Source organism: Brevibacterium sp. LAARM3_SD1 (assembly GCF_057364765.1).
Window position 1 is genome coordinate 86,643 of record NZ_JBNFOL010000002.1, and the last position, 25,551, is coordinate 112,193.

Here is a 25,551-nt window from a genome sequence, read left to right on the forward strand (position 1 = left end):
CCTGCGTCTGACCCGCATATCTGATCTCTCCGTCCGATCAGTCTGAATACGGTCCTCAGCTCACACCCACCGATACTCGTACTCGGGCCTCCCCGGAGTCCCGTGTCGGGGCTGTTTGATCGCCTGTTTCGTTGCGACGAGATGCTCGAGATACCGGCGGACGGTCACGCGAGACAATTCAAGCCGACGCCCCACCTCGGTGGCGGAGACCGGAACCGAGGAGTCGCGGACGAAAGCGGACACGGCGTCCAAGGTCTCGGCGATCAGCCCCTTCGGCAGGGTCGTCGACGATACCGACCGCAGGGCTGAGAGCGCATTGTCCACCGAGGCCTGAGTCGCCAACGACCCCGACCCGGTGAGACCGCGCCGGAACTCCCGCTGGTTCTCCAGCTTCTCCCGGAACGACGCGAAGGTGAAGGGCTTGATGAGGTACTGCGTGATGCCCGACGAGATCGCCGACCGGATCACCTGCAGGTGCCGCACCGCGGTGATCGCGATGATGTCGACGTCCTGACCGCGCGAATTCAGGCGCCCTGCCACTTCGAGACCGTGCGAATCCGTGAGATTCATGTCGAGGAGGACGATATCGACTGACGTCCCGGCCGCGGCGAGTTCGTCGAAGCGTTCGATCGCCTCGTGCCCGCCCAGGCAGGTCCCGACGACTTCGAAGCCGGGCACTCGGGCCACGAAGTCCGCGTGCGCCTGCGCGGTCATCGGATCGTCTTCGACGATGAGCACCCGCAGCGCGGCATCATTGCTCACGTGGGTCTCCTTCCGCCTGTTGCTGACTCAGACCCGCATCATCCGCGGTGGGGTCCTGCGCAGAATCGTAGTCGCCTACAGCAGTCGTGTCCCCCAGCGGGAGCGTGACCGTGAAGATCGCGCCGCCATCGGAATCGACATCGATATGCCCGCCGAGGCGGCTGACCGCCTGCCGGACCAATACGAGTCCGAATCCGTGTCGTCCCACTCCCCCGGGCTCGGGTTTCGCCGAGGTGCCGAGGTGGAAGAGCGCGTCGATGTCTTCGCCCGCGACCCCGGCGCCGGAGTCGGCGATGGTGATGATGAGCTCCCCGTCGGCGGCGACGAAGTCCGCCCATACGTGCTTCTCGTCCGCGTCAGCGACGGCGTCGAAGGCATTGTCGAGAAGGTTGCCGGCGACGGTGACGAGGTCGCGGGCGTCGAGTCGTTCGGGCGGAAGTTCGCCGGTGGCTGTGACGGTGAGTTCGATGCCGCGTTCATTGGCCTGAGCGGCCTTGCCGATCATGAGCGCGGTGATGAATGGTTCGTCGAGGGAAGCGACGAAGGAATCCGTCAGCCGCTGCGACTCCTGCTCATCTTTGACCGCGAAGTCCAACGCCTCCTGCACCCGACCGAGCTCGATGAGCGTGGAGACCGTGTGCAGCCGGTTGGCATGTTCGTGGGTCTGGGCACGCAAAGCTTCGGACAGCGTCGTCATCGTCGCCAGCTCACCGGTGAGCTCCTGGATGTCAGTGCGATCACGCAGGGTCGCGACCGTTCCTCCGATTCCGCGGCCACCCGGTTGGCGCGCACCAGCCCAGCGACTCAAACGGCCACTGTCGGCTCCGCGACCGCGCGGTTGGCTCGCCTGCTTCTGGCTGATGACGAGGACACGATCCGCGGTGAAGTGGATTTCATCGACGGCGACCCGACCGGTCGAAAGAAGGTCACGGACAGATTCGGGCAGGGCCACCTCGGCGAGGGAGATCGGCGTCGATTCCTCCACTGTGGGCAGGCCCAGCAGGGACGCGGCCTCATCGTTGTAGAGGACGAGCCGACCGGAATCGTCGGCGAGGATGAGGCCCTCACGCAGGGAATGCAGGGCCGAATCGTAGAACGCGAACAGCCGACGGAGCTCCTCGGGACCGTAGCCGAGGGTGACTCGGCGCAGGTAGCGGGCGAGCAGCCAGGAGCCGAGTCCGCCGAGGGCGAGCGCGGCGAGGCCGACGAGGATGATCTGCGGCAGGGAGGCCGCCTGCGCCACGGACAGCGTTTCCAGAGTCACGCCGACGGCGACCATGGCGGTGACCTCGCCGGCGGCGTCCTTGATCGGCACGATCGCGCGCACCGACGGCCCGAGCGTGCCTACGTATTCCTCGGTCTCGGTCTGTCCGGCGCGGGCTTTCGCGGTGCTGCCGATGTACTTCTTGCCCAGCTGTTCGGGATCGGGGTGGGTGTAGCGCGTGCCGTCGCGGTCCATGATCGTCACGAAGTCCGCCTCGGCGGTGTCGATGACGGTCAGCGCGTAGGGCTGCAGTCGGGCGGCGGGATCGTCCCCGGTCACAGACTCGGTGACATAGGGATCGTGGGCGAGCGTCTCGGCGATGGACAGGACCCGCTCTCCGGTGGCGTGCCGGATGTTGTTGAGCGTCGTCACGTAGCTCGTCACCGACAGGGCGGTGCAGACGAGGACGATGAGGACGAGCTGGACGAGGAAGAGACGCCTCGCCAGGGTGCCGCCTCGGCGAGCCCGGAATCGCTCCCGGCCCCGCCATGGAGGGGCCGGGAGGGACGCCATTACTTCTTAACGCTCTTCTTTTTCTTCTTGCTGCCGCCGGAGATGAGGAGGGCCAAGCCGATTGCGGCCAGCCACGTGTCCTTGGCCACTGCGGTGCCGTCCTCGGACGGGCGGATGCCGTCGTCCTTGGTCATCGAATCGATGGAGAAGTAGTTCGCGACGAGGCCGGCGGCGAAGGTCGTCAGCGCGGCACCGGCGATGCGGGTAGGCACGAACGGCAGCAGCAGGGCGGAGCCGACGGCGATCTCACCGTAGGACAGGAACTTCCCGAACTGGGCGGGGGTCATGTTCTCGACCATGGGCACACCGTTGGCGGCCATCTGCTGGAGTCCGGCCGCGGATTCCTCGTCGAGACCGAGCTTGCCGATGCCCGAATTGAGGATGAATGCGCCGGGAACTGCGCGCAGAAGTGCGGTGCTGAGTTTCATATCCTGCTCCTTTGTAATCGGATCGTCACTGAGCCAAGACTATCCGTGAGGGCGCAGGCACGCCACAGCTCAAGGGCTCTCGGAGCCACCTGCCGAGATTCTCAGCCCTGCGTGCTGGTGCGGATCCGCTCGATGAGATCGTCGAGGGCGTCGTCGAACTCGCGCTGGGCGTGGTCTTCCATGAGCAGGCCCTGCAATCGGGCCACCGTGGGATACTCGCTGAGGTCGTCGCCGGCGGAGGACTCCTCCTCATCGCCGAGGGCCTCCGGGGTCAGGGAGGCCGCTTGGAGCAGAAGGGCGCCGACGAGGAAGCTCGTGAAGGCCTTGTATGCCGCCACCGCCTCGGCGTCGGCAAATCCGAAGCGCTGCAGTGAGGACAGGAAGTCCTCGACCCAGCGCACGCTGCGCAGCGGCGGACGGAGCCAGGGCGCCTGAGGTGGCTGGGTGGCGATGAGAGGGAAGATCCGCGGATGCTTGAGGGCCAGATTCCGCGTGGCATTGGCGACACGCTGCAGATACTCCTCCCACGAATGGGAGTCCTCTGTCATGAGATCGTCGTCGAAGAGGCCGTCGATGAGCTCGTCGACCATGGCCTCGAGGAGGTCCCCCCGCCCCGAAACATGCCGATACAGTGCCATCGCCTCTACGTCCAAGGCCGTTCCGAGGCGACGCATCGTGAGCTCGCTGAGACCGCAGGCATCGACGAAGGCGATCGCCGACTCGACGACCTGTGCACGATCAAGTCGCTGCTGAACCACGCGCGCCTCCCTTTCTTCGTCGGAGATGTCGCAGACCGGACGGATTTCACCGTCAGTCTACTCGCTTGATCCGACGCGTCGAGAGGTCCCCCGATACCGGGATTACACTGTAAACTCCTCATGGATGACTAAGCTACCACCCTCCATCGACCACCCGACTCGCCAGATCTGTTGCGCAGCGAAAACGCGGTCTGCTAAGTTGATTACGCCGTAAACATGAATAGCGCTCGACAGAGCAGTACGTCCACACCGATCTCCACGAAAGGACGAATCATGGATTCTCACGACAAGACCGACAAGGCCTCTGATAAGGCTGAAGAGCTCAAGGGCAAAGCGAAGACCGCTGCAGGCAAGGTCACCGACGACAAAGGCCTCGAAGTCGAAGGCAGGACGGACGCGGCCAAGGGCAAGATCAAGCAGGTCGGCGACGACACCAAGGACTCGCTGAAGGGCGTCAAGGACTCACTCAAGGACTCACCGGAGGACTGAGGGACGCGGCTGGAGGGCGGAGGCACTGTCCGCCTCCGCCCTTCGGCCATGCTTTCAGATCTCATGCCCCAGAAGTCGGCGTGCCGGTACGATCCGTCCCGGCGGCACGAGAAGAAGAGAAGATGATGGGAACTGACTGCCATGCTTTCGTCGTGGTGGCTAATCGCCTCCCCGTCGACCGCATCGACGGGGCGTGGGAAACCTCGCCCGGCGGGCTGGTCTCAGCCGTGGCTCCCGTGGTGCGCGAGCAAGCCGGAGCCTGGGTCGGCTGGGCGAACACACATGACGACAGCCTCGAGCCCTTCGACTTCGACGGGATGAGCCTCGTCCCCGTCTCGCTCAGCCATGACGAACATCAGCAGTACTATGAGGGATTCTGCAACGCTACTCTATGGCCGCTGCACCACGACCTCATCGTCGCACCGCAGTACCACCGCTCATGGTGGCGGGCCTATCGGGAAGTCAACGCCCGATTCGCACAGGCCGCGGTCGAGGCCGCCGAGACTGGAGCGACAGTCTGGGTACACGATTACCACCTCCAGCTCGTACCGGCGATGATCCGCGCTCGACGACCGGACATCCGGATCGGATACTTCTGCCATATTCCGTTCCCTCCCGTCGAGCAGGTGGCCCAGCTGCCCTGGCGTGACGAAATCCTCCGCGGCCTGCTCGGGGCCGATGTCATCGGTCTCCAGCGAGAGGCCGATGCCGCTAAGGCCCGCCAGGCTATGCAGAAGCTGCTGGGCATGGATCCCGAGGAACTTCGCGGCCGAGTCGGCTCGTACCCGATCTCGATCGACGTCGATGAGATCCGGGCCGCGGCCGAATCCCCCGCGGTACAGGAGATGGCCCGATGCTTTCGCCGTGACCTGGGCGATCCCGCCACCCTCATGATCGGGGTGGATCGCCTCGACTATTCGAAGGGAATCCTGCACCGGCTGTGGGCTTTCGAGGAGCTGATCGACGACGGACTGCTCGATGCGCAGGGAACCTGTCTCGCGCAGATCGCAGTCCCCTCTCGCGAAGGCGTGCGCGCCTACCAGGACCTGCGCGACGAGGTCGAACATGCGGTCGGGCGCATCAATGGGAGGTTCTCCACTCTCGGCGGCGATGTCATCCACTACTCCCACCACTCACATTCGACAGAGGAAGCCGTCGTCCTGTACCTGGCCGCCGACATCCTGCTCGTCACCTCCCTGCGGGATGGGATGAACCTCGTGGCCAAGAAATTCGTCACTGCCCGCCGAGGCAGGGGCGGTGCACTCGTCCTCTCCGAATTCGCAGGAGCCGCCGAAGAACTCGACCAAGCCATCATCGTCAATCCCCATGATCGGGCCGGCCTGAAGGCGGCCATCCATCACGCGGCCACGCTCAGCGAAGACGAGGCCCGGAAGCGCATGGATGCGATGGCCGACACCGTCGCCGCTTTCGACGTCCGCCACTGGGCGCAAACTTTCCTCCATGACCTGCGAGACCCAGCATCTGCGGCGGCTCTGTCGCCCAGCGACTGGTGACACCGACCATTCTGACAGACCTACCCCAGGAGACCACTATGTACACGATGCTCAACAACCAGGAATCCTCGAAGTACGACCTCTACCTTCCCGGCAGACTCGTGGCCGCGCTCCATTACAAACTCGAGCCTGATGCCAATGAGGTCATGTTCATCTACTGCGAAGCTATCGAGCCTATGCAGGCGGATCAGCACCGCCGAGAGCTCATGCGGCGCGCTGTCGAAGACGCGAAGAGTCGACGCCTCAAGCTCACCATCACCTGCCCCATCGGCCTCAAGGCCCTCGAGCAGCGGGTACCGCGTGCCGATGCCGATCACCAGCACGCGGAGGAGCCGCAAGCCTGACTCTCGCCGGCCCGACCTTCGCCGGCCCGACCTTCGCCGGCCCGTCCTCCCTGGCCATACTCCTGCCTCGGCGCGTCTCACTCCTCCTGTGAACACTATGAACGCAACCGAGACACCGATCACATCGGCTGGCACAGTTGTCGGGTACATCACCACCGCGGCCAGTCGTCGCGTGCGATCCCGCCCATCGAGGGGTGTGGTCGCGAACATCGTTTGGAGGAAACATGGCAATGTCGCCACAGCAGAGGGGCGGGTCCGCGAACACGGGCAGGCCCACCGCAGCGGCAACCGATCAGGGTGCCCCGCAGCGGAAGAAGGATCGCACTCACTGGCTCTACATCATGGTCATCGTGGCCGTGTTCGCCGGTGCCGCCATCGGGCTCATCGCCCCGGAGGCGGGAATCGCACTCGAACCCCTGGGCAAGGCATTCGTCGCGCTCATCAAGATGATCATCGCCCCGGTCATCTTCTGCACCATCGTCCTCGGCGTCGGCTCCGTGGCGAAGGCAGCCACCGTCGGCAAGGTCGGCGGGCTCGCGCTCATCTACTTCCTCATCATGGCGACGTTCGCCCTGGTCATCGGCCTCGTCGTCGGCAACTTCATCCACCCCGGCGACGGACTCCACCTCCAGCCGTATGAAGAGGCCGCCGGTGGCGAAGAAGGTGGAATGGTCGCCTTCCTCATGAGCCTCATCCCCGGTGACATCCCGGTTCTGCCGACCCTCGTGCTCGCTCTCCTCGTCGGATTCGCCCTGCAGTCGATGGGCAAGGCCGGCGAGCCGGTTCTCACCGGAATCAAGCACATCCAGGCCGTCGTCTTCAAGCTCATGATGATGATCATGTGGGCCGCTCCCATCGGCGCCTTCGGTGCGATCGCGGCGGTCGTCGGCAAGACCGGCTGGGCCGCGATCGGGGCGATGGCGACCCTCATGGGCGCCTTCTACCTCACCTGTGCGCTGTTCATCGTCATCGTCCTCGGCGGTCTGCTCAAGATCGTCACCGGTCTGAACATCTTCCTGCTGCTGAAGTACCTGGCTCGTGAGTTCCTGCTCATCTTCTCCACCTCGTCGTCGGAGTCTGCTCTGCCGCGTCTGATCGCGAAGATGGAGCACGCCGGAGTCTCGAAGCCGGTCGTCGGCATCACCGTGCCCACCGGCTACTCGTTCAACCTCGACGGCACCGCCATCTACCTGACCATGGCCTCGCTGTTCGTGTCCTCGGCCATGGGCATGCCGATGTCGATCCCTGAGCAGATCTCGCTGCTCGTGTTCATGATCATCGCCTCGAAGGGCGCTGCCGGAGTCACCGGCGCGGGCCTGGCCACCCTGGCCGCCGGTCTGCAGTCGCACCGCCCCGAGCTGCTCGACGGCATGGGCGTCATCGTCGGCATCGACAAGTTCATGTCCGAGTGCCGTGCGCTGACGAACTTCACCGGCAACGCCGTCGCCACCCTGCTCATCGGCAAGTGGACGAACGAGATCGACCTCGACGTCGCCCGCGCCACCCTGTCGGGTGACAACCCGTTCGACGAGCTCTCACTCGAGCCCGATGTCCATGGTGCGCCGACGAATGCCCCCGAGGCGGACGCGGCCCTGCCCGAACCGCAGACCACCGTGGCCGCCGACAACCAGGCGAAGGCCACGATCGGGAACTGACCTTTCGAGCCATCCCGAGTCACACCACCACGGGTGCCGTCGTCCTCATCGTGAGGATGCCGCACGTGGTGTTTCGTCTCCCCTCGCCGAGCGCCTGTGTCGTCGGGACAGCTGTGCAGTCGGGACGCCATCTCCAGGTCCACTTCGGCCACGAAACGCAGTCAATCGGCAGATTCTCGAGCATTTCGATCACCGTGGCCGCAATGTCCTCCGGATGCGATTCCGGCAGCCAGTGGGAGGCCCCTTCAAGCGGGACGAAACGATAAGGACCCTCGACGTAGCGAGCGCTGAGCTCTGCGGTTGCGCGGGAAAAGGCAATATCCTCGCTGCCCCAGATGAAGCTCGTGGGCACCGTGATGGGAGTGCTCGGCGTCCGATCGCTGCCGTCCATCGCTTGGTAGTACTTGAGCACGGACAGAAAAGCCCCTGGCTCACTGAATCGAGCAACATAGGAGGCTGCGAGGTCGTCGGGGACGGCTCCGCCGTAGAGATCGACCAGTCTCTTCCCGTCATCGCGCAGCAACGTTCGGGCCACTCCTTCCGGGTGGTCTTGGATCGACCGCATATAGCCCATGCGTTCGTACTGGTCATCGTCCGTCTTCAGCTGTTTGCCCAGTGCTCTGGGATGTGGAGTCGACACGACGGTACAGGTGTGCAGACGCTGCGGGTGGTTCGCGGCAAAAGGCCAAGCGACCAGTCCGCCCCAATCATGACCGACGAGGTGGAATCGTTCGAGCCCCGCCGCACGGGAGACTTCGTCAAGGTCGGCGACCAGGCCCGCAATTGCGTACTCCCCCACCGATTCCGGGCGCACTCCCGGCGAATATCCTCGTTGGTCATAGGCGAACACACCCATCCCCTGCGCGAGGAGGAGGCCAGCAGTCCTCTCCCAGCAGGAAGCGTATTCCGGCCACCCGTGCAGAAGGATCGCCTCGCCGAGGTCGGGATCCGGGTGCGTCGGCGTCGCCCGGAAAGCGGCGAACTCCCCTTGGCCGGTGGACACCGTCAGCGCCTCGGCGTCGGCGGTCTCCGTCAGCTCTGCCAAGCGCGCGGCCACCGAGGCGTTGTCGAACGGGGCACCACTGTGGGGCTGAGACGTCGCAGTTGTCATGGATCGGCCTCCTCGCTGATCAAGGTCCCTCGATTATCCGCCCTGCTCAGCGTTCATTGCTGAGCTCCGGTCATTGCTGTTCAGCGTTCATTGCTGAGCGCCGGGTGCCTGGGGACTGCGACGAGAACCGTCGGTGGGAATGCCCAGCGCGTTGACCCATAGTTTGGTCGCGGTCTCCACGAGCAGTTCGTCGCTCCCCCAGTCCGGTTCCTCGACCGCATATTTGAAGTACGCCATCCGCCCGACCATCGCTGACAGCGCCCGGGCCGACATGAGGGGGTCGAGACTCGGGTCGACATACCCTTCGTCCTGAAGCTTTCGGATCCACCGGCAGTTGCGTCTGGAGAAGGCCCGCGCCCGGTCGAGGCGCAGTCGACGGAAGTTCGCGTCGATCGCGGCAACCTGTTCGAGCAGGAACATCAGCTTCGCATTGCGCTTATACGACTCGATGTAGGCCCGATGTCCGGCTTGGAGCTGCTCGATGACGGTGCGCTCTTCGTCGCCGCTGTGCGGCGGCCCCGGATGGAGCATGTCCTCCTGAGCTTCGCTGAGCACGGCGGCGAAAGCCTGCTCTTTGCTGTCGAAATAGGTGTAGAACGTGCCCGTGGAGCACTTGGCCTCTTTGGTGATGTCGGTCAGTCGGGAATCTATGAAGCCATCACGTTCGAACACGACTCGGGCGGCGGCGACCAGAGCCGCCCGAGTGCGGATTCCCCGCGTGGTCGTCGGGAGATCGCGCAGGAGTGCGGTATCCACGAGCGTGGGGAGATCCTCAGCTGCGCCTTCGGTCGTCGACATGACAGCCAATCCTACAATCCATTTCTCGGGCACGGGCAGCCATCTGTTGGGCACGGGCAGAGTGCAAGCTCATGATGTCAGCCCGCTCTCCCGCGCAACAGCCCATCCCTGATCGATGATCGCCTGGACGTCGCCGGCCGTGGGCACGCCGTGGGCAGCGGCGTTCGCGGGGTTTTCCGCGACGCGGCGACGGACGCCTTCGGCGATGATCGCGATCTTCCACAGCCCCAGCGTGTGCCAGAAGCCGAGCGTTCGCCTGCTGCGGCCCGAGACAGCCAGGTATTCGGCAGCGATCTCGGCGCGGGACGGGAATCCGTCCACTGCGGTCGGGGCGCCTTCGGGCACCTCGCCGGCCTGAGTCCAATACGCCAAGGAGCTGCCCACATCGGCCAGCGGGTCACCCAGTGTCGCCAGTTCCCAATCGAGCACCGCTCGGATGTCACCGGTGGCGCTGTCGATGATGACGTTGCGGATGTGGAAGTCACCATGGACCAGGGTGATCTCATCGGGCTCGGGCAGATGCTCGGTCAGCACCGAAGTGAGAGCGTCGAGATCGGGACGGTCCTGGGTCCGGCTCTCCTCGAGTTGGCGGCTCCACCTCTTCAGCTGCCTCGGCGCGTAGGGTTTCCGAGACGCCAGGTCGCCCAAGCCGACAGCGTCGATGTCGACGGCGTGGATCTTCGCCAGGGTCCGAGCGAGTTCGAGGCCGAGACGTCTGCGGGTCTCGGGGGCGAGTTGTCGGGCGGCCTCCTCATCGTCGATGACGGTTCCCTCGACGTGTTCCACGATGACGACGGGGACGTCGGCGACTGCGGGGTCCTCACAGACTCCGATGGTGGCGGGGACTGGCACTCCGGTCGATTGCAGGGCAGCGATGATCCGGTGCTCCCGGGCGACGTCATGGGCCGAGGCGAGGAGATGTCCCAGCGGGGGTCGACGGGCGATCCACGACCGGCCCGTCTCGTCGTCGATGCGGTAGGTGAGGTTCGACTGTCCCTGCCCCACCCGGACTCCGTGCAGCGATCCGGTCACCGGCTCGCCCGCGTCCCGTAACCATGTCGCCAGGCTCGGCAGATCGAGTTCGACGCTCATCGGGCCTCCCGTGCGTTCTTCCTCCGTCGCAGTTCACGCCGCGCGATCGACCGTTTGTGCACTTCGTCGGGTCCGTCGGCCAGACGCAGTATGCGCTGATGGGCGTAGAAGCTGGCCAACGGAAAGTCGTCGGTGACCCCTCCGCCCCCGTGGACCTGGATCGCCCGGTCGATGATCGTCAGTGCCATGTTCGGGGCCTTGACCTTGATGGCCGCGATCTCCGTCGCCGCTTCCTTGTTGCCGACGGTGTCCATCATCCACGCGGCCTTGAGCACGAGGAGGCGGGTGGCTTCGATCTCGACGCGAGCCTCGGCGATCCAATCCTGGATGTTCGCTCGGTCTGCCAACGGCTGGCCGAAGGTGACCCGCTGCTGGGCCCGGTCGATCAGAAGGTCGAGGGCGCGTTCGGCCATCCCGATCGAGCGCATGCAGTGGTGTATGCGCCCCGGTCCCAGCCGGGCCTGGCTGATGGCGAATCCGTCACCCTCGCCGGAGAGGAGCGCAGTCTTCGGCACTCGCACATCGTCGAAGATGATCTCGGCGTGGCCTTCCCTGTCGAGGTAGCCGAACACCGGCAGTCCCCGGACCACGGTGATGCCGGGGGTGTCTTTCGGAACGACGAGCATCGACTGCTGCCGGTGGGCCTCTGCGTTGGGGTCGGTCTTGCCCATGACGATGAAGACCTGACAGTTGGCGTGCAGAGCGTTCGAGGCGAACCATTTCCGTCCGTTGAGCACGTAGTCGTCTCCGTCGGAGGCGATGCTCATCTCGATGTTCGTCGCATCGGAGCTCGCCACCGCCGGTTCGGTCATGCAGAACGCCGAGGCGATCTCACCGTTGAGCAGCGGTTTGAGCCACTTCTCCTTGTGCTCGTCGGTCCCGAAGAGCGCGAGGACCTCCATATTCCCGGTATCGGGTGCGTTGCAGTTGATGGCCTCGGGGGCGATCTCCGCACTGCGGCCCGTGATCTCCGCCAGATGTGCGTACTGCAGGTTCGTCAGTCCTGCTCCCCATTCGTCGTACGGCAGGAACAGGTTCCACAGTCCTTGGGAGCGGGCCTCACGTTTGAGGTCTTCGAGGACGGGCGGGTGGAAGTTCGGATCCCCGGCCTCGGCCCGTTGCCGGTGGTAGACCGGTTCGGCGGGGTAGACGAAGTCGTCCATGAAGGCGTTGAGCCTGGATTGGTAGTCGCGGGTCGTCTCATCTGGTGCGAAGTCCATGATTTCTGCTCTCTCGGATGGTTTCCGGCGTGTGTGGTCTCAGGTGTGTGGGGTTTCAGGCCCGGCGGTCGTGAATGCCGGCGCCGCCGGTCTCTCCTCTGACTTCGAGGACGACCTTGCCACGCACGGATCGGGAGTCGATGAGCTCAAGAGCCTCCTGCGCTTTCTCCAGTGGGAGCACGGTATGAACGACGGGATCGAGTGCTCCAGAGCTCAGATGCGGCCACAGCGTGTCCCACTGGGTGGCGACCATGTCCGGTCGTCCGGCCAGAGCCGCGCCCCACCCCACTCCGGCCACGGAGATGTTGTTCAGCAGCAGACGGTTGACCTTGACTTCGGGGATGGATCCTGCGGTGAATCCGAGAACCAGGAGAGTGCCGAAGGTCTTCAACGTGCGCAGGGAATCGGTGAACCGATCGCCGCCGACCGGGTCGGCGACGAGGTCGACACCGCCGGGGAGCAGGTCCTTGACCGTGTCTTTGAATTGTTCGGCCAAGACCACATGAGAAGCACCGAGGCTGCGCACCGTCTCCGCCTTCTCCTCGGTCGAGACCACGCCCACGACTTCTCCGCCGTAGGCGCGGGCGACCTGGACGAGGGCGCTGCCGAGTCCGCCCGCGGCGCCGTGGACGAGGACCGTCTGGCCCGGTTCGAGTCTGCCTCGCACACGCAGCGCGAAGTCCGCGGTCAGGAGGTTCATCGGCATTCCTGCTCCGGCGGTCAGCGATACGGACTCCGGAAGCGGAAGGACGCTGGCGGCCGGGACGACGATGGACTCCGCATAGGCTCCCGTGTTCGCCGCCCCGAGGACGCGGTCGCCGACGCTGAGGCCGGTGACGCCGTCGCCGAGCTCACGCACGACCCCGGAGACTTCCGACCCCACTGTGTAGGGCAGCGGCGGCTGCATCTGATACTGCCCGCGAGATTGGAGGAGTTCGGGGAAGGTCACGCCGGCATAGGCGACGTCGATGAGGACCTCGCCGGGCCCGGGCGTCGGAGTCTCGACGTCTCGCAGTTCCAGGGAGCCGGGGCCGTCGGTGGCACTCAGCTGCATTGCTCTCATGATGGTCGGGGGTCCTTTCGTTTGGATTCGCCCACGTGGGTGATGCTGTCGGGGTCGTCGGCGGGGTCGTCAGAGACGAGACGAGGCGACGACACCGCCGTCTACGGCGATCGTCTCTCCCACGACGTAGTCGCCGGCCCGAGAAGCGAGATAGGCGGCGACTCCGGCCATGTCCTCGGCTGTGCCGATCCGTCCCGCCGGGATCTTCGTCTTCACTTCGTCGCCGTGGTCGCGGGCGGCCTTATTCATCGTCGTCCCGAAGGCTCCGGGAGCGATGCCGCTGACGATCACTCCGTCCGGTGCCAGTCGGGAGGCCAAGCGTTTGGTCAGGTGGATCACTCCGGCCTTGGACGCGTGGTAGCTGTAGGTCTCCAGCGGATTGGGTCGGATGCCGTCGATGGAGGCGACGTTGATGACCTTGGCGAGGTGGCCTTCCGAGCTCGCGGCGGCCCGCAGGTCGGGCGCGAGCGCCTGGGTGAGGAAGAACATCGCCTTGAGGTTGAGGTCCATGACCTTGTCCCACCCGTCCTCCGGGAACTCGTCGAACGGCGCGCCCCAGGCGGCACCGGCATTGTTGACGAGGATGTCCAGACTCGTCTCGTGCTCGCGGAGCCGGGCCACCACCGAGGCGAGTCCCTCCTTCGTGGAGATGTCTCCGGGCAGGGACACGCAGGTTCCCTGTTCGGACAGCTCGGCGGCGGTCGCGTCACAGGCCTCGGCCTTGCGGGCGGTGATGTAGACGCGCACGCCCGACTGCACGAATCCTTCGGCGATCATCCGGCCGATTCCGCGCGAGCCGCCGGTGATCAGCGCACTGCGCCCTTTCAGCGAAAACAGTGTCGACATGTCCATGGGTACTCCCTTGTTCTCAATGACTCGTTCTGTATGACCGCATGGCCTGTCCGGCTTCGGAGAGCCGGATGTCAGCGGTTCGGATGTCAGCGGTTCAGATGTCTGCGTTGTGTTCGGTGAAGTAGCCGATCGATTCGGCGACGCAGATCGGCTTCTCGATCCCCTCGGCTTCGAAGATCTGAGTGGTGGTCACCTGTGCGGACCCGGTGCCGCGCGCATCGACGGCTGAGACCGTCGCCCGCATGCGCACCTTTGAACCCACTGGTCGAGGCTGCGGGAATCGCACCTTGCCGTAGCCGTAGTTGAGACTGTGCGCGAATCCGTCGAACGCCATGAGCTCCTCCATGAACCCCGGCCCCAGCGACAGGGTGAACAGTCCATGACCGATCGTGCCGCCGAAGGGACCAGCGGCAGCACGTTCCTCATCGACGTGGATCCACTGGTGGTCGTTCGTCAGGTCGGCGAATGAGTTGATGTCGTCCTGGATCAGCGTGTGCCAGCTGGTCGGACCGAGTTCCTCACCGACGAGCGATTCAAGGTCGGCGATGGTCGTGGGCCTGATGGGAGTCGTCATTGTCTGCCTTTCGGTGGGTGCGACGGGTCACGCGCGGTCCGTGAAACCCGAATCATCATCGTATTTGAAATTGAGTTCAGATTCACTATTCTGAGACTAGCCGTGTGTGCTGGGTCACTTCAAGGCGGAACAGAAACAAGCCTCACGGCAGGGACGTCTACGCAAAGGAGCGGCACCCATGGCAGAAGTCCAGACCGTCACCGGCACCATCGACAGCAGCGAACTCGGCCGAACCCTCGTCCACGAGCACATCTTCGTCCTCAGCGAGGAGATGCGGCAGAACTATGACACGGCCTGGGACGACGAAGAGAAGATCGCCGATGCCGTCGCCAAGCTCAATGACCTCAAAGCGGCGGGGATCGATACTATCTTCGACCCGACGGTCGTGGGTCTCGGTCGCTACATCCCTCGAGTCCAGAGAGTGGCCGAACAGACCGACCTCAACATCGTCGCAGCCACCGGCCTCTACACATTCACCGACCTCCCCCACCAGTTCGAGCATCGCGGCCCGGGTCTCCTCGTCGACGAACCGGAACCGCTCGTGAAACTGTTCGTCCGCGACCTCGAGGAGGGCATCGCCGACACCGGAGTCAAGGCCGCCTTCCTCAAATGCGCCATCGAATCCCCCGGGCTCACCGAGGGCGTCGAGCGCACGATGCGGGCGGTCGGTCAGGCGAGCGCTCAGACCGGCGCCCCCATCACCGTCCACACCAATCCACGCACAGGATCCGGCCTGGTCACGCAGCGAGTGCTCAAGGAAGAGGGCGCGGATCTGGGGAAGGTCATCATCGGCCACTCGGGCGACTCGACAGACCTCGACTACCTGTCCCAGATCGCCGAGAACGGATCGTTCCTGGGCATGGACCGGTTCGGCATCGACGCCTATCTGCCGACCGAACCGCGCGTCGACACCATCGTCGAACTCGTCCGTCGCGGCTATGCCGACCGCATCACCTTAGCCCACGATGCAGCGTGCTACATCGACTACTTCACTCAGGAAGAGAAGGCGCAGATCCAACCAAACTGGCACTTCCGCCACATCAGCGACGACGTCATTCCGATGCTGCTGGACAAGGGCGTGACCGACGACGATATCGACACGATGCTGGTGAAGAACCCGCGCCGTTACTTCGAGTAATACCCATCGACCATATGCACTGAGGGACCATTTTCGACGATGAAGGGAATCCCATGTCAGTCCACGCACAAACCATCAATCCGCAGGTGAAACCGGACAAACACGCTGGATTGAGAACTGCCGGCCTCGTCGGCTCCTCGATCGAATGGTACGACTTCTTCCTCTACGGCACAGCGGCCGCACTGGTCTTCCCGCAGGTCTTCTTCCCTGATACGAACGGAGTCACCGGCACGCTCCTGGCGTTCTCGACCTTCGCCACCGGTTTCATCGCGCGGCCGGTCGGCGGTCTCGTCGCCGGCAACTTCGGAGACAAGATCGGCCGCAAACCCATGGTGGTCATCGCCCTGCTGGGCATGGCTGTCTTCACCTTCCTCATCGGCTGCCTGCCCTCGGCCGGGAGCATCGGCCTCATGGCCCCGGTCCTGCTCGTCACGTGCCGATTCATCCAGGGCATCGCCTGCGGCGCCCAGTGGGGCGGGCTGGCGCTGCTGCTCAGCGAGTCCGCCGGGCCCAAGCACCGAGCATTCTCGGGCTCGTTCATGCAGGTCGGCGTTCCCACTGGAGCCCTGCTCGGCAATCTGGCCTTCGTCATCGTCTCGTCCGCGGTCGATGAGGCGGCCTTCGTATCGTGGGGCTGGCGGATCCCGTTCTGGGCCACGGCGCTGCTGGTGCCGATCGTCATGTACATCCAGCTCAGAGTCGAGGACTCCCCCGAGTTCAGACAGCTCGAGAACGAGGTGTCTGCGGCCAAGCCGAAGGTCGTGCAGGCACCGCTGTGGCAGGCCATCAGATCGCACTGGAAGACGATACTGCTGGCCGCGGGCACACTGTCGGGAACGAACTGCGTCTTCTACATCACGATCGCCGGAGCCCTGTCCTACGGCACGAGCTACCTGGGTATGGACTACGGGCAGATGCTCATCGCCGCCATGCTCTCCTGCGTGTTCGGCATCGCCACCATTCTCATCGGCGGCAGGCTCGCCGACCTGATCGGTCGCCGTCCGGTCATCATCATCGGTGGCGTCGGCCTGCTGGCGTGGGCGTTCCCCTATTTCGCCCTGATCAATACGACGGACATCGTCCTCTTCGCGGTCTCGATCAGCGTGGCCAGCGTGTTCCAGTCACTCATCTACGCCCCGATCGCCGCGTACTTCGGCGAATTGTTCGCCCCGCAGATCCGCTTCTCCGCGGTCTCTCTGGCCTATCAGCTCAGCGCGATCGTCGTGTCGGGCTCGACGCCCATCGTCATGACGTGGCTGATCGCGAAGATGGACGGATCAACGCTGGGGATCACGCTGTTCGTGTGTGCGATGGCCCTGATCACCGTCGTGTCAACGCTGGCGCTGAAGGAGACGAACCCGAAGTCCGTCAGGCAGTCACAGACAGCTGTCCCGGGTGAACACCTGCGCACGGAGACCGTCGCGGTCGAGCCCGTGTAGTCGGCTCACTCCGCAGCGCCGCTGCCACGCAGCTTTGCCTGGTAGCGGCGCATCCCGCGGATCCAGCGGTCGTAGTCGGAGCCTTTCATCCGGTACATGTCGAGGACTTCGGGGTGGGGCAGGATGAGGAAGGTTTCGGCTTCGACGGCGGCCATGACGGTCACGGCGACGTCTTCCGGCTCGAGGACGGTGCCGGCTTCGGACACGGCCCGTTGGGCGGCGAGTTCCTCTGCGGTCAGGGAACTGGGATCGCCTCCCCACAGGATCTTGGTGTTCACTCCCATCGGAGCGAGCACGGATACGCCCACTCCGTCGTCGCCGTAGGTCACCGACAGCCATTCGGCGAAGGCGAGTGCGGCATGCTTGGTCACCGAGTAACCGGCCTGGCCGATCTGAGTGAGCAGTCCCGCTGCCGAGGCGGTCGCCACGAAATATCCTCCTCCCCGAGCCTGCCACCGGGGCACGAGCCGTTCGGCGGCACGGATATGTGCCCGCAGGTTGACGTCGAGGATGCGGTCCCAGTCACGCTCGCCGCCGAGCCCGGATGCCCCGGCGATTCCGGCATTGGCGAAGTAGAAATCGACATCGCCGAGTTCACTGTCGGCAGTGGCCAGCAGATCGTCCACACCGTCCGCCGTGGAGACATCCCCGGTCCAGTACGGCTGGCCCAGCTCCGCAGAGGTGTCCGCGACCTCCTCGGCGAGGTCGGCAAGCAGCACCCGGGCACCGCGTTCATGCAGCGCCCTGGCCAGCGCAGCCCCGATTCCGGCCGCGGCTCCGGTGACGACAGCGGTGCGCCCTTCGATCTCCATAGCCCTCTTCTCCCTTCGCACACACCGTTGTCTGCGATGCGTCATCGATCTATAGTTGAACCTGTACTCAAGTTCAAGTATTTCAGCATCCCCGTGGTGCTGTCGAGCCCTGCGCGGGCCCGTCCACGTCGTGATCCGAAGGAGTTTCATGGCCGCGAAGTCGCGCACATCGATCATTGACCTGCTCACCCCCTGGGCCGAAAGGGACCCAGAATCCGACGCGGTGTCCACTCCCCCGGGGCCGGACCGGGTCACGCTGTCGAAGGTGCGCCTCCTCGGCGAGATCGGGGCTGCCCGCGATCGATATCTGGCAGCCGGTGTGCACCCCGGCGATCGGATCGTGCTCATCGCCCCCACCTCGCCGGAGTTCCTCATCGCATTCTTCGGGGCGCATTCCGCCGGGCTGGTCATCGTGGCCGTCAATCCACTCTCGACGGTCAGGGAGCTCGACTATATCCTCAGCGACTCCGAGGCCCGCTTGGTCGTGGCTCATCCAGTCACTGCCGAGGCGGGGAAGACCGCTGCGGCGAACCACGATGTCGGCTTCCACACCCTGGCCATCGTCGGCAATGAGGGCCCGACCGCCGAGGTGGGCGCCGAGTCCGATGTCACCGTCGACCGTGCCGATTTCGCGTGGGATGACATCGCCGCCCTTCTCTACACTTCGGGGACGACCGGCAGACCGAAGGGGACGATGCTGACGTTGGGGAATTTTGTTTCCGCGACCGATATCGTCCGACAGATGATCGAGGCCGACCCCTCGGACCGATCCGCGACCGGACTGCCGCTCTTCCACGTGTTCGGCTTGGCCGCCGTGACCATACCGGCAATGAGCGCCGCGCGCCGGTGACGCTGTTCCCTCGTTGGGACCCGGAAGCATTCATCGATTCGCTCGCCGAGGATGAGACCACCATCGTCTCCGGCGTACCGACGATGTGGATGTCGGTGCTGGCGAGCGCTTCCGACAGTGAAGCGCCGAACCTGCGCCTCATCAGCTCGGGCGGTGCCTCGATCGCCGCCGAGGTGGTCCGTAAGGTCGAAGACCGCTTCACGGCACCGGTCACGGAAGGCTACGGGCTCACGGAGACGTCCGGACTGGGTACGTTCAACCCGCTGCATGGAACACGGAAGCCCATGAGCGTCGGCCCGGCGGTTCCCGGATTTGAAGTCAAGACCGTCGACCCCGACGGCAATGAGCTGCCTGCCGGTAAGGTGGGTGAGGTGCTGCTGCGAGGACCTGCGATCATGGCCGGCTATTGGAAGAAGCCGGAGGCCACCGCCGAGGTGCTCGACGCCGAGGGCTGGTTCCGCACGGGCGACCTCGGCCGTTTGGACGAGGACGGGTATCTCTTCATCGTCGATCGCATCAAGGATCTCATCATCCACGGCGGTTACAACGTCTACCCGCGTGAGGTCGAGGAGGTCCTCTATGAAATTCCCGATGTCGCTCAGGCCAGTGTCGTGGGCACTCCGGACGAGAAGTACGGTCAGCAGGTGACCGCCGTCATCGCCCGCACACCGGGTTCCGACCTCGACGCCGCAGATGTCGAGCGGATCTGCCGGGAGAATCTGGCTGCTTACAAGATCCCGCGGATTATCGAGTTCCTCGACGAGCTCCCCAAGGGGCCCAGCGGCAAGATCCTCAAGCGCGAGATCGTGCGAATGTTCACCCCGAGCAGCTAGGCGGGTTGAGACCCAGGCGTCGACGAGCTCGGCCCCCAGCCTTCGTCGGGGGCCGAGTTCCGCGCCGGATTCGCTAGTCTTGTGCTGTCAGACCCCAGCCGACCTAAAGGAGCCGAGTGGCTACTCAGCGGGATATCGACAAGCTGCAGACTCAGCAGCGCATCGTCGACTCTGCACTCGAGCTGTTCGAAACCGCCGGCTACGAAACCACGTCAATGGTGCAGATCGCCAGACGCGCTGAGACGAGCAGAGCCAATCTGTATCTGCATTTCACCAGCAAGTCCCAGATCGTTCTGCATCGGATGCGTCAGCTGGAGTCCGAAGTCCTCGGACTTTACAGCCGCTTGGACCAGGTCGAGACAACGGTCGACGGTGTCTCGACCTGGCTGGAGTCGGCCGCGCAGCTGTGGAAGTCACACCTCGCCGAGTTCGACGCCATCTCCCGGGCGATGACCGTCGATGCCGCAGTATTCGACGAATGGCTTGAGCTCCACCGCCGGATCACCCGCTCGCTGTCCGCAGACCGCGCTGGATCCTTGACCGGTGACGACCGCAGCCAGTGGGAAGCACACCTCATCACGTTGATGATCGGCTTGGAACACAACTTCTACTTCCTCTATGTGCGCGGGCAGTCGGTCCCGGAAGGACTCATCCTGCGCAGCCTCGCTGAGCAGTGGGTCGCGTTCCTCGACTAAGGCGTCATCGGTCGAGCACCAGCCGCGGACAAGTCCCTTGGGCCCTCGACACGCAGATCATCATCGTCTCGCTCGCGGCCTGTTCCGAAGCACTGAGAATCGAGTCGCGATGATCGACGTCTCCGGAGACCACTCGGGTCTCACACGTCCCACAAGTGCCTTCCTCGCACGATGAGAGCACGGGCAGCCCTGCCTCAGCGGCCGCCTCGAGAATCGTCTGCTCCGCGCCGACTTCGACCGACACCTGACTGGCCTCGAATCGCACCTCGAAAGGCGTGTCCGGTTCGGTGCGTTCGATCGTCTTCGGGACAAAACGCTCGAGCCGAAGTGCATCATCGGGCCATTCGCCCATTGCCTGCTCGGCCGCGTCCATCAGAGGTGCCGGCCCGCAGACGTACACCAGGCAGTCGTCCTGAGGCTGCTCGAGAAGTCCGGGCAACGACAGACGCCGGCCTTCGTCGCCCGGGTAGAGCTTCACCCGATCCCCGTATTCTGCGAGTTCGTCGAGGAAAGCCATGGTCTCGCGGGCCCGGCCCGCATAATGCAGCTCCCAGTCGGCGCCGGTGGCGTTCGCCTCACGAATCATGGCCAACATGGGCGTGACTCCGATTCCCCCGGCGATGAAGAGATACCTTTTCGCCCCGGACAGACGGAAGTTGTTGCGCGGCCACGACACCGTCACATCGGCTCCTGCGTGCAGCTGCTCGTGAGCCAGCTTCGAACCACCTCGTCCGTCATCCTCCCTCAGGATCCCGATGCGGTAGCGAGAGGAATCGGCCGGGTCGGACGACAAGGAGTACTGACGAACCAGTGATTCGCCGCCCGCGTCGGTCAATGTCACATCGATATGTGCTCCCGCCTTCCACTTCGGAAGGACACCACCGTCCGGATGTTCCAAGGTGATAGCCGCCGCCGAGGCGGTCTGTTCGGTTCGCTCGGCTACCCGCAGATTGAGCTGACGGATGGTCTGCGAGCGATTGCGATGCACGTCCTCGACATCCCAGTGGACTCGAAGAGAGCGGCGGATCGGCAGCAGCGGCAATCTCGCGAAGTCGAGCTCGTGTACGTCATCGGGCCGCAGGGACGGCAGACGTTCGAAGAGCACTCGCAGGCCGGTGGCGCCCTGGACCCTGGCGAGTGGATTGCCCAAGCAGGTGTGACGCCCCGAGGTGAAGGCCAGATGATCGGTCGGGTCGGGCCTGTGAATGTCGAATTCGAAGGGGTCGCGCACGTGTGTCGGATCGGTATTGGCCGAGGCGAGCCCGACGAAGATCATGTCGCCAGCCGGGATGTCGACTCCCGAGAGCGTCACCGGTCGAGTGGTCTTTCGGGAAGTGAAGGTTGAGGATGGGCGGCGCCGGATGGTCTCCTCGAACACGTTCGACCACAGCCGCGGTTCCACAAGGGCATCGTCGAGGGCATCGGGATGCTGCGTCACGAAGAGCACGGCATTCGTCATCGCCTGAGCGGTGGTGTCGGTTCCCGCCGCTGAGAATTCCGAGATGTGCAGGCCGATCTGCTCCGAGGACAACGCGAATGTCCCGTCGGAGTTCCGTGACGATGCCATCACGGAGATGAGATCGTCGGCATCCGAATCACGTCGTTGGTCGATGATCTCCCGGAGGACGAGGTTGGCTTCGACGAAGCGGTTCCAGACGGTGGATTTCTCGGGTTCCTCCATCGGCGCATGGGCTGACGAGAGGATGGCGAACAGGTCGTCACGCAGCTGACGCAGCATGCCTTCGTACTCGTAGTCCAAACCGAGGAGTGCCATGATCGTCTGTGTAGTCAGTTCGAGGGAGTACTCCTCGAGGAGGTTCGCCGCGCCGCGTTCTTCGAAGCGGTCGATGATGCGGTGGGCACGTGCTTCGATCTCGGGCTGGAGACGGTCCATCCGCTCCTTGACGAAGCCCTTCTGGGCCACGGACCGTGCCAGAGTGTGATCGGGCGGGTCCATACCGACGATCATCTTGGCCACGAGTTCCGGCGGATAGACGCTGCGGTGCCTTTCGGGAACGTCCGCGGCGGAGTTCGATGCGGATGAGAACGTCTGCCAGTCCGACAGGACTTCAAGACAGTCCTCACGGGTGGTGGCGATCCAAGCGTGCAGCGGTTCGTACCAGAAGACCGGGGTCTGTTCCCTGAACTCGGCGATGTGTGCGGCCGGGTCTGAGTAGTAGTCATCGCCCATCACGTCGAAGCCGTGTGCGACTGGGCACCGGCCGACCGGGCGAGACTCGTGAGCTGTGCTTGTCATGGTGGTCGGATCCTTCCTCTCTGAAGTCCGGGTGTCTCGGGTCAGTCGATGACCGCGGAGGCGGCGATCGAGGACAGTCGTTGAAAACGGGCCACGTTATCGGCTTCGTCCATGACGCCGCTCGACAGGAAGCAGAAGCTGACGTCTGAGACGGGGTCGACCCAGAGCAGGGACGAACCGGCGCCATAGGAACCGAATGTCCCGGGCGAGACGAACGGGCCGAAGAAGCGCGCATAGGTGCCGGTGCCTGCCAGCGCCATTCCGAGACCCATGTTGCCTTCGGGCGCATCCCAGTGCCGTGCCGCGGCGACCATGCCGTAGAGGTCGTTGATCTGGTCTCCGGTCTGTTTCGTGGTGGCGAAGTCGAGGACCGCTGGGCTGAAGAGGAGCTCTCCCGAATCCGTTCGTCCCCGGTTGCGCAGCAGTTCGGTGAAGGTGAAGACATCGTCGATCGTCGACACCGCTCCGACCCACGGCATCTCGGCGTCGGGGCGAGCGATGACGTCGTTGAGGACTTCGATGTCCTCGGGCTTGAGCCAGGAGTCGTTGGCGACGATCACTTCGAGCGGCACTGCCCGGTCCGTCCATTCCGCGGGCAGGCCGAATCGGGTCGTGCCCATTCCGGCGGGGGCGAAGATCTTCTTGTTCATCAGATCCCGGAACGACTCCGCGCCATAGGCTCGCCGCAGCATCTCTCCGATGAGGGCGTGGTTGATCGCCGCGGAATAGTTGAGGTTCTCTCCGGGCTCATTGACGACGTCCACAGACCCGAGGGCTTCGATGACGTCGGCGAGGACCGCGAATGAATCCGGTCCCAGGCCCGGGTTGGGAGTTGCGGGCATCCCAGCACGGTGGGTGAGCAGGTGCGCCAGATTGATCCGCTCCTTCCGCACCGCACGGAAGGGCTCGTTGCCGAAGAACTCGGGAATGAGGTCGACCACGCGGGTCGACAGCATGATCCGCCCCTCGCTGAGGGCACGGAAGACGAGGGCGTTGGTGAATCCCTTGGACATCGACAGGATCCGGTAGATGTCGTCGGATCCGGTGGCACGACCTCGGTGCCGGTCCGATTGTCCGTAGATCCCCTTGAGCGCGATCTCGCCGTGACGGGCGACGATGACACTGGCGCCATAGTACGACTCGGCTTCTAGGTCTTCACGGATCGCTTCGTCCAAACGGTTGACGAAGCGGGTCTCCATGCCGGCTACATCATTGATGACGACGTCACTGTGCATTTCCATGCGACTGTTCCTTTCGCTGAGAGGGTTCACATCATCACCGCGCCGCCGGAGGGCGACAGTGTCTGTCCGGTGTAGTGTGCGGATTCTTCGGAGGCCAGGAACAGAACGGTCTTGGCGATCTCTTCGGGTTCGGCGACGCGCTTGAGCGGCTGCAAGGCCAGCAGTGCGTCCATGTGCTCGTCACCGGATGCGGCGAACATCGCAGTGTTGATTCCGGCTGGTGCCAGGGCATTGACACGGACGTTGAAGGGCGCGAGTTCGGCCGCGATGGCCTTGGTCATGCCCACGATCGCGGCCTTGGACGCCGGGTAATAGGCGGGCATTGGCAGCCCCATGAGTCCCGCGACGGAAGCGAAGTTGACGATCGATCCACCGGTCTCCTTCATCAGCGGAGCGGCTTCTCGAATCAGAAAGAAGGTGCCGTTGAGGTTGATGTCGACGACTCGCCGGAAGTCCTCGTCGGTGATGCCCGAGAGGAAGTCGGGATGGTACTCCCGGCCTTCCTTGGCCGCGCTGATCATTTCGTGGTTGATGTTGTCGACCCAGCGCTGCTTCTCGCCGTTCGGAGTCGATACGCCTGCCGCGTTGACCAGCACATCGAGCCTCGACTGTTCGTCGCCGACGCGGCGCATAGCCCGCGACACCTCGGCGGAGTCGGAGATGTCCAAAGCGATGGTGTGGACCGCCTCGGTGCCTTCGAATGCTTGGCGAAGCGGTTTTTCACGCAGGTCGATGGCGTAGACCGTCGCGCCGTTGTCGACCAGCGCCTCGACGGCGGCCCGTCCCATCCCCGATGCCGCTCCTGTGACGACGGCAACCTTGTCTGCCAGCTTCATTGCTATGCCCCCTTTGGTGTGATGTAGGGAACAGTCTTCAGTTTGGCTAGACAGTTGTCAAGTGAAATTCTGACGACTTACCCGGACGGCTCAGAAAATGCAGATCACCGCAGCGCCGGGAAGCTCGGCGCCGGTCACATCACCCGCAGGTGCGGGCGAGCGCCGCACGGATCTCGGGCGAGTCAAGCAAGGCAGCACGGCCACTGGGAACAGAAATGCTCACAGCCGCCACCGCTTCACCACCGGGATCTCGCACCGCCATACCGAGAGCCGCCACTCCCCTCTCGGTGCGCTCCCGGTTGAGTGCCCACCCCAACCGGCGCACCGTCTCGAGCCTCCTCACGAACTTCGCGAAGGCATCCTCGTCGAGGTGATCTCCGGAGGTCCGGGCCGACTTCGACGTATACAGGCTCCCCAGCACGTCCACGTCGAGATCGGCCAGCAGCACCTGCCCTCCCGAAGTGAGCGCGGCCGGCAGGATCTCACCCGCACGGGACCCGATGCCAAGCCCGTCGGGGCCTTCGCAGCTGTCGAGGAATCGCGTTGTCGTTCCCACTCGAACCATCAGGTTGCACGTCTGCCCGGTCTGCTCGGACAGCTCTTTCAGTCGGGGCTTCATTCTGTCAAGCACATCTCGATGCGCATCCTGCGCCTGAGCGCCGGCCACGATCCCCGGACCGGGATGGTAGACACGCGATTCGTCTCTGACCGCGAACCCCCGATAGACCAACATGCTCAGCAGGCGATGAGCCGTCGAGACGCTGACCCCGAGCTCATCAGCGGCGTCGGTGATCCGCATCGCCCCGGTATCCCGCAGGCCCTGCAGCAGGCGAAGCGTATTGTCGACCGACCCCAGCAGATGGGCAGGCTTCTGGGCGACGACGCGACGATCCATAGCCCGATCCTACTCATTTTCCACATAGCAGAAAACTATTGTCTTCTATCGCAGACGACGCGATAGTCATCGGGAGCACGTCTTCACCCAACGACGGATTTCGCAAGATCGGAGCACA

At 64.3% G+C, this 25,551-nt stretch carries 25 protein-coding genes; 9 read left to right on the forward strand and 16 right to left on the reverse strand.

The genetic code is table 11. The features are described 5' to 3' along the window. Positions 1-60: 60 nt before the first annotated feature. The 4 genes from AC2W7L_RS01445 to AC2W7L_RS01460 form a co-directional block, all read right to left on the reverse strand. Positions 61-762, reverse strand: a complete 702-nt coding sequence (locus tag AC2W7L_RS01445) for a response regulator (RefSeq protein ID WP_486002941.1) — start codon at positions 760-762, stop codon at positions 61-63. After that, on the reverse strand, positions 752-2,539 hold the full coding sequence (locus AC2W7L_RS01450) for a sensor histidine kinase (RefSeq protein ID WP_486002942.1): 1,788 nt from the start codon (positions 2,537-2,539) through the stop codon (positions 752-754). The genes AC2W7L_RS01445 and AC2W7L_RS01450 overlap by 11 nt, the downstream gene beginning before the upstream one ends. Then, positions 2,539-2,967, reverse strand: a complete 429-nt coding sequence (locus tag AC2W7L_RS01455; RefSeq protein ID WP_101546189.1) for a hypothetical protein — start codon at positions 2,965-2,967, stop codon at positions 2,539-2,541. Before AC2W7L_RS01455 ends, AC2W7L_RS01450 begins: the two co-directional genes overlap by 1 nt. A 101-nt stretch (positions 2,968-3,068) precedes the next feature. Then, positions 3,069-3,725, reverse strand: coding sequence for a TetR/AcrR family transcriptional regulator (locus AC2W7L_RS01460; protein ID WP_486002943.1), 657 nt, complete (start codon positions 3,723-3,725; stop codon positions 3,069-3,071). Positions 3,726-3,998: 273 nt separating this feature from the next. Between AC2W7L_RS01460 and AC2W7L_RS01465 the strand changes: the two genes are divergently transcribed. The 4 genes from AC2W7L_RS01465 (at position 3,999) to AC2W7L_RS01480 (ending at position 7,727) form a co-directional block, all read left to right on the forward strand. Further along, complete coding sequence (locus AC2W7L_RS01465; protein WP_486002944.1) at positions 3,999-4,214, forward strand: CsbD family protein; 216 nt, start codon at positions 3,999-4,001, stop codon at positions 4,212-4,214. A gap of 122 nt (positions 4,215-4,336) precedes the next feature. Then, entirely contained in the window at positions 4,337-5,728 is a 1,392-nt protein-coding gene (locus AC2W7L_RS01470) for an alpha,alpha-trehalose-phosphate synthase (UDP-forming) (RefSeq protein ID WP_486002945.1), read from the forward strand. A 38-nt stretch (positions 5,729-5,766) separates the two neighbouring features. Further along, on the forward strand, positions 5,767-6,072 hold the full coding sequence (locus tag AC2W7L_RS01475; protein ID WP_486002946.1) for a hypothetical protein: 306 nt from the start codon (positions 5,767-5,769) through the stop codon (positions 6,070-6,072). 230 nt (positions 6,073-6,302) lie between these two features. Beyond that, on the forward strand, positions 6,303-7,727 hold the full coding sequence (locus AC2W7L_RS01480) for a cation:dicarboxylate symporter family transporter (protein WP_486003037.1): 1,425 nt from the start codon (positions 6,303-6,305) through the stop codon (positions 7,725-7,727). A gap of 19 nt (positions 7,728-7,746) precedes the next feature. On the opposite strand, the gene AC2W7L_RS01485 is transcribed toward AC2W7L_RS01480, so the two are convergent. From AC2W7L_RS01485 to AC2W7L_RS01515, 7 genes are all read right to left on the reverse strand, one after another. Further along, complete coding sequence (locus tag AC2W7L_RS01485; protein WP_486002947.1) at positions 7,747-8,838, reverse strand: alpha/beta fold hydrolase; 1,092 nt, start codon at positions 8,836-8,838, stop codon at positions 7,747-7,749. An 87-nt stretch (positions 8,839-8,925) separates the two neighbouring features. After that, the gene (locus AC2W7L_RS01490) at positions 8,926-9,636 is read right to left on the reverse strand and encodes a TetR/AcrR family transcriptional regulator (protein ID WP_486002948.1); all 711 of its coding nucleotides are present in this window, start codon (positions 9,634-9,636) and stop codon (positions 8,926-8,928) included. 69 nt (positions 9,637-9,705) lie between these two features. Further along, complete coding sequence (locus tag AC2W7L_RS01495; protein WP_486002949.1) at positions 9,706-10,728, reverse strand: phosphotransferase family protein; 1,023 nt, start codon at positions 10,726-10,728, stop codon at positions 9,706-9,708. Continuing rightward, positions 10,725-11,948: an acyl-CoA dehydrogenase family protein gene (locus tag AC2W7L_RS01500; RefSeq protein ID WP_486002950.1), complete on the reverse strand. Its 1,224-nt coding sequence runs from the start codon at positions 11,946-11,948 to the stop codon at positions 10,725-10,727. The genes AC2W7L_RS01495 and AC2W7L_RS01500 overlap by 4 nt, the downstream gene beginning before the upstream one ends. A gap of 55 nt (positions 11,949-12,003) precedes the next feature. Next, the gene (locus tag AC2W7L_RS01505; RefSeq protein WP_486002951.1) at positions 12,004-13,011 is read right to left on the reverse strand and encodes an NADPH:quinone oxidoreductase family protein; all 1,008 of its coding nucleotides are present in this window, start codon (positions 13,009-13,011) and stop codon (positions 12,004-12,006) included. A gap of 69 nt (positions 13,012-13,080) precedes the next feature. Then, positions 13,081-13,863 (reverse strand): SDR family oxidoreductase, encoded by a 783-nt coding sequence (locus tag AC2W7L_RS01510; protein WP_486002952.1) that lies wholly within the window; start codon positions 13,861-13,863, stop codon positions 13,081-13,083. Positions 13,864-13,957: 94 nt separating this feature from the next. Then, a complete protein-coding gene (locus AC2W7L_RS01515; protein ID WP_212128006.1) occupies positions 13,958-14,437 on the reverse strand; it encodes a MaoC family dehydratase in 480 nt (159 codons plus the stop codon). Between the two features lie 178 nt (positions 14,438-14,615). On the opposite strand from AC2W7L_RS01515, the gene AC2W7L_RS01520 reads away from it, so the two are divergent. Then, a complete protein-coding gene (locus AC2W7L_RS01520) occupies positions 14,616-15,575 on the forward strand; it encodes a phosphotriesterase family protein (protein ID WP_486002953.1) in 960 nt (319 codons plus the stop codon). A gap of 110 nt (positions 15,576-15,685) precedes the next feature. Beyond that, positions 15,686-17,014, forward strand: coding sequence for an MFS transporter (locus tag AC2W7L_RS01525; protein ID WP_486002954.1), 1,329 nt, complete (start codon positions 15,686-15,688; stop codon positions 17,012-17,014). Between the two features lie 5 nt (positions 17,015-17,019). Here AC2W7L_RS01525 and AC2W7L_RS01530 read toward each other — a convergent pair whose 3' ends face one another. Then, the gene (locus AC2W7L_RS01530; RefSeq protein WP_486002955.1) at positions 17,020-17,826 is read right to left on the reverse strand and encodes an SDR family oxidoreductase; all 807 of its coding nucleotides are present in this window, start codon (positions 17,824-17,826) and stop codon (positions 17,020-17,022) included. Between the two features lie 148 nt (positions 17,827-17,974). On the opposite strand from AC2W7L_RS01530, the gene AC2W7L_RS01535 reads away from it, so the two are divergent. From AC2W7L_RS01535 to AC2W7L_RS01545, 3 genes are all read left to right on the forward strand, one after another. Then, the gene (locus AC2W7L_RS01535; RefSeq protein WP_486002956.1) at positions 17,975-18,676 is read left to right on the forward strand and encodes an AMP-binding protein; all 702 of its coding nucleotides are present in this window, start codon (positions 17,975-17,977) and stop codon (positions 18,674-18,676) included. After that, a complete protein-coding gene (locus tag AC2W7L_RS01540; protein ID WP_486002957.1) occupies positions 18,673-19,509 on the forward strand; it encodes a class I adenylate-forming enzyme family protein in 837 nt (278 codons plus the stop codon). The genes AC2W7L_RS01535 and AC2W7L_RS01540 overlap by 4 nt, the downstream gene beginning before the upstream one ends. A gap of 116 nt (positions 19,510-19,625) precedes the next feature. After that, a complete protein-coding gene (locus AC2W7L_RS01545) occupies positions 19,626-20,204 on the forward strand; it encodes a TetR/AcrR family transcriptional regulator (protein ID WP_486002958.1) in 579 nt (192 codons plus the stop codon). 4 nt (positions 20,205-20,208) lie between these two features. Here the strand turns inward: AC2W7L_RS01545 and AC2W7L_RS01550 are convergent, their stop codons facing one another. The 4 genes from AC2W7L_RS01550 to AC2W7L_RS01565 form a co-directional block, all read right to left on the reverse strand. Then, complete coding sequence (locus AC2W7L_RS01550) at positions 20,209-22,461, reverse strand: cytochrome P450 (RefSeq protein ID WP_486002959.1); 2,253 nt, start codon at positions 22,459-22,461, stop codon at positions 20,209-20,211. A gap of 41 nt (positions 22,462-22,502) precedes the next feature. Then, complete coding sequence (locus AC2W7L_RS01555) at positions 22,503-23,702, reverse strand: serine hydrolase domain-containing protein (RefSeq protein WP_486002960.1); 1,200 nt, start codon at positions 23,700-23,702, stop codon at positions 22,503-22,505. A 26-nt stretch (positions 23,703-23,728) separates the two neighbouring features. Next, entirely contained in the window at positions 23,729-24,538 is an 810-nt protein-coding gene (locus AC2W7L_RS01560) for an SDR family NAD(P)-dependent oxidoreductase (RefSeq protein WP_486002961.1), read from the reverse strand. 139 nt (positions 24,539-24,677) lie between these two features. Then, positions 24,678-25,433, reverse strand: a complete 756-nt coding sequence (locus tag AC2W7L_RS01565) for an IclR family transcriptional regulator (RefSeq protein WP_486002962.1) — start codon at positions 25,431-25,433, stop codon at positions 24,678-24,680. Positions 25,434-25,551 lie beyond the last annotated feature (118 nt).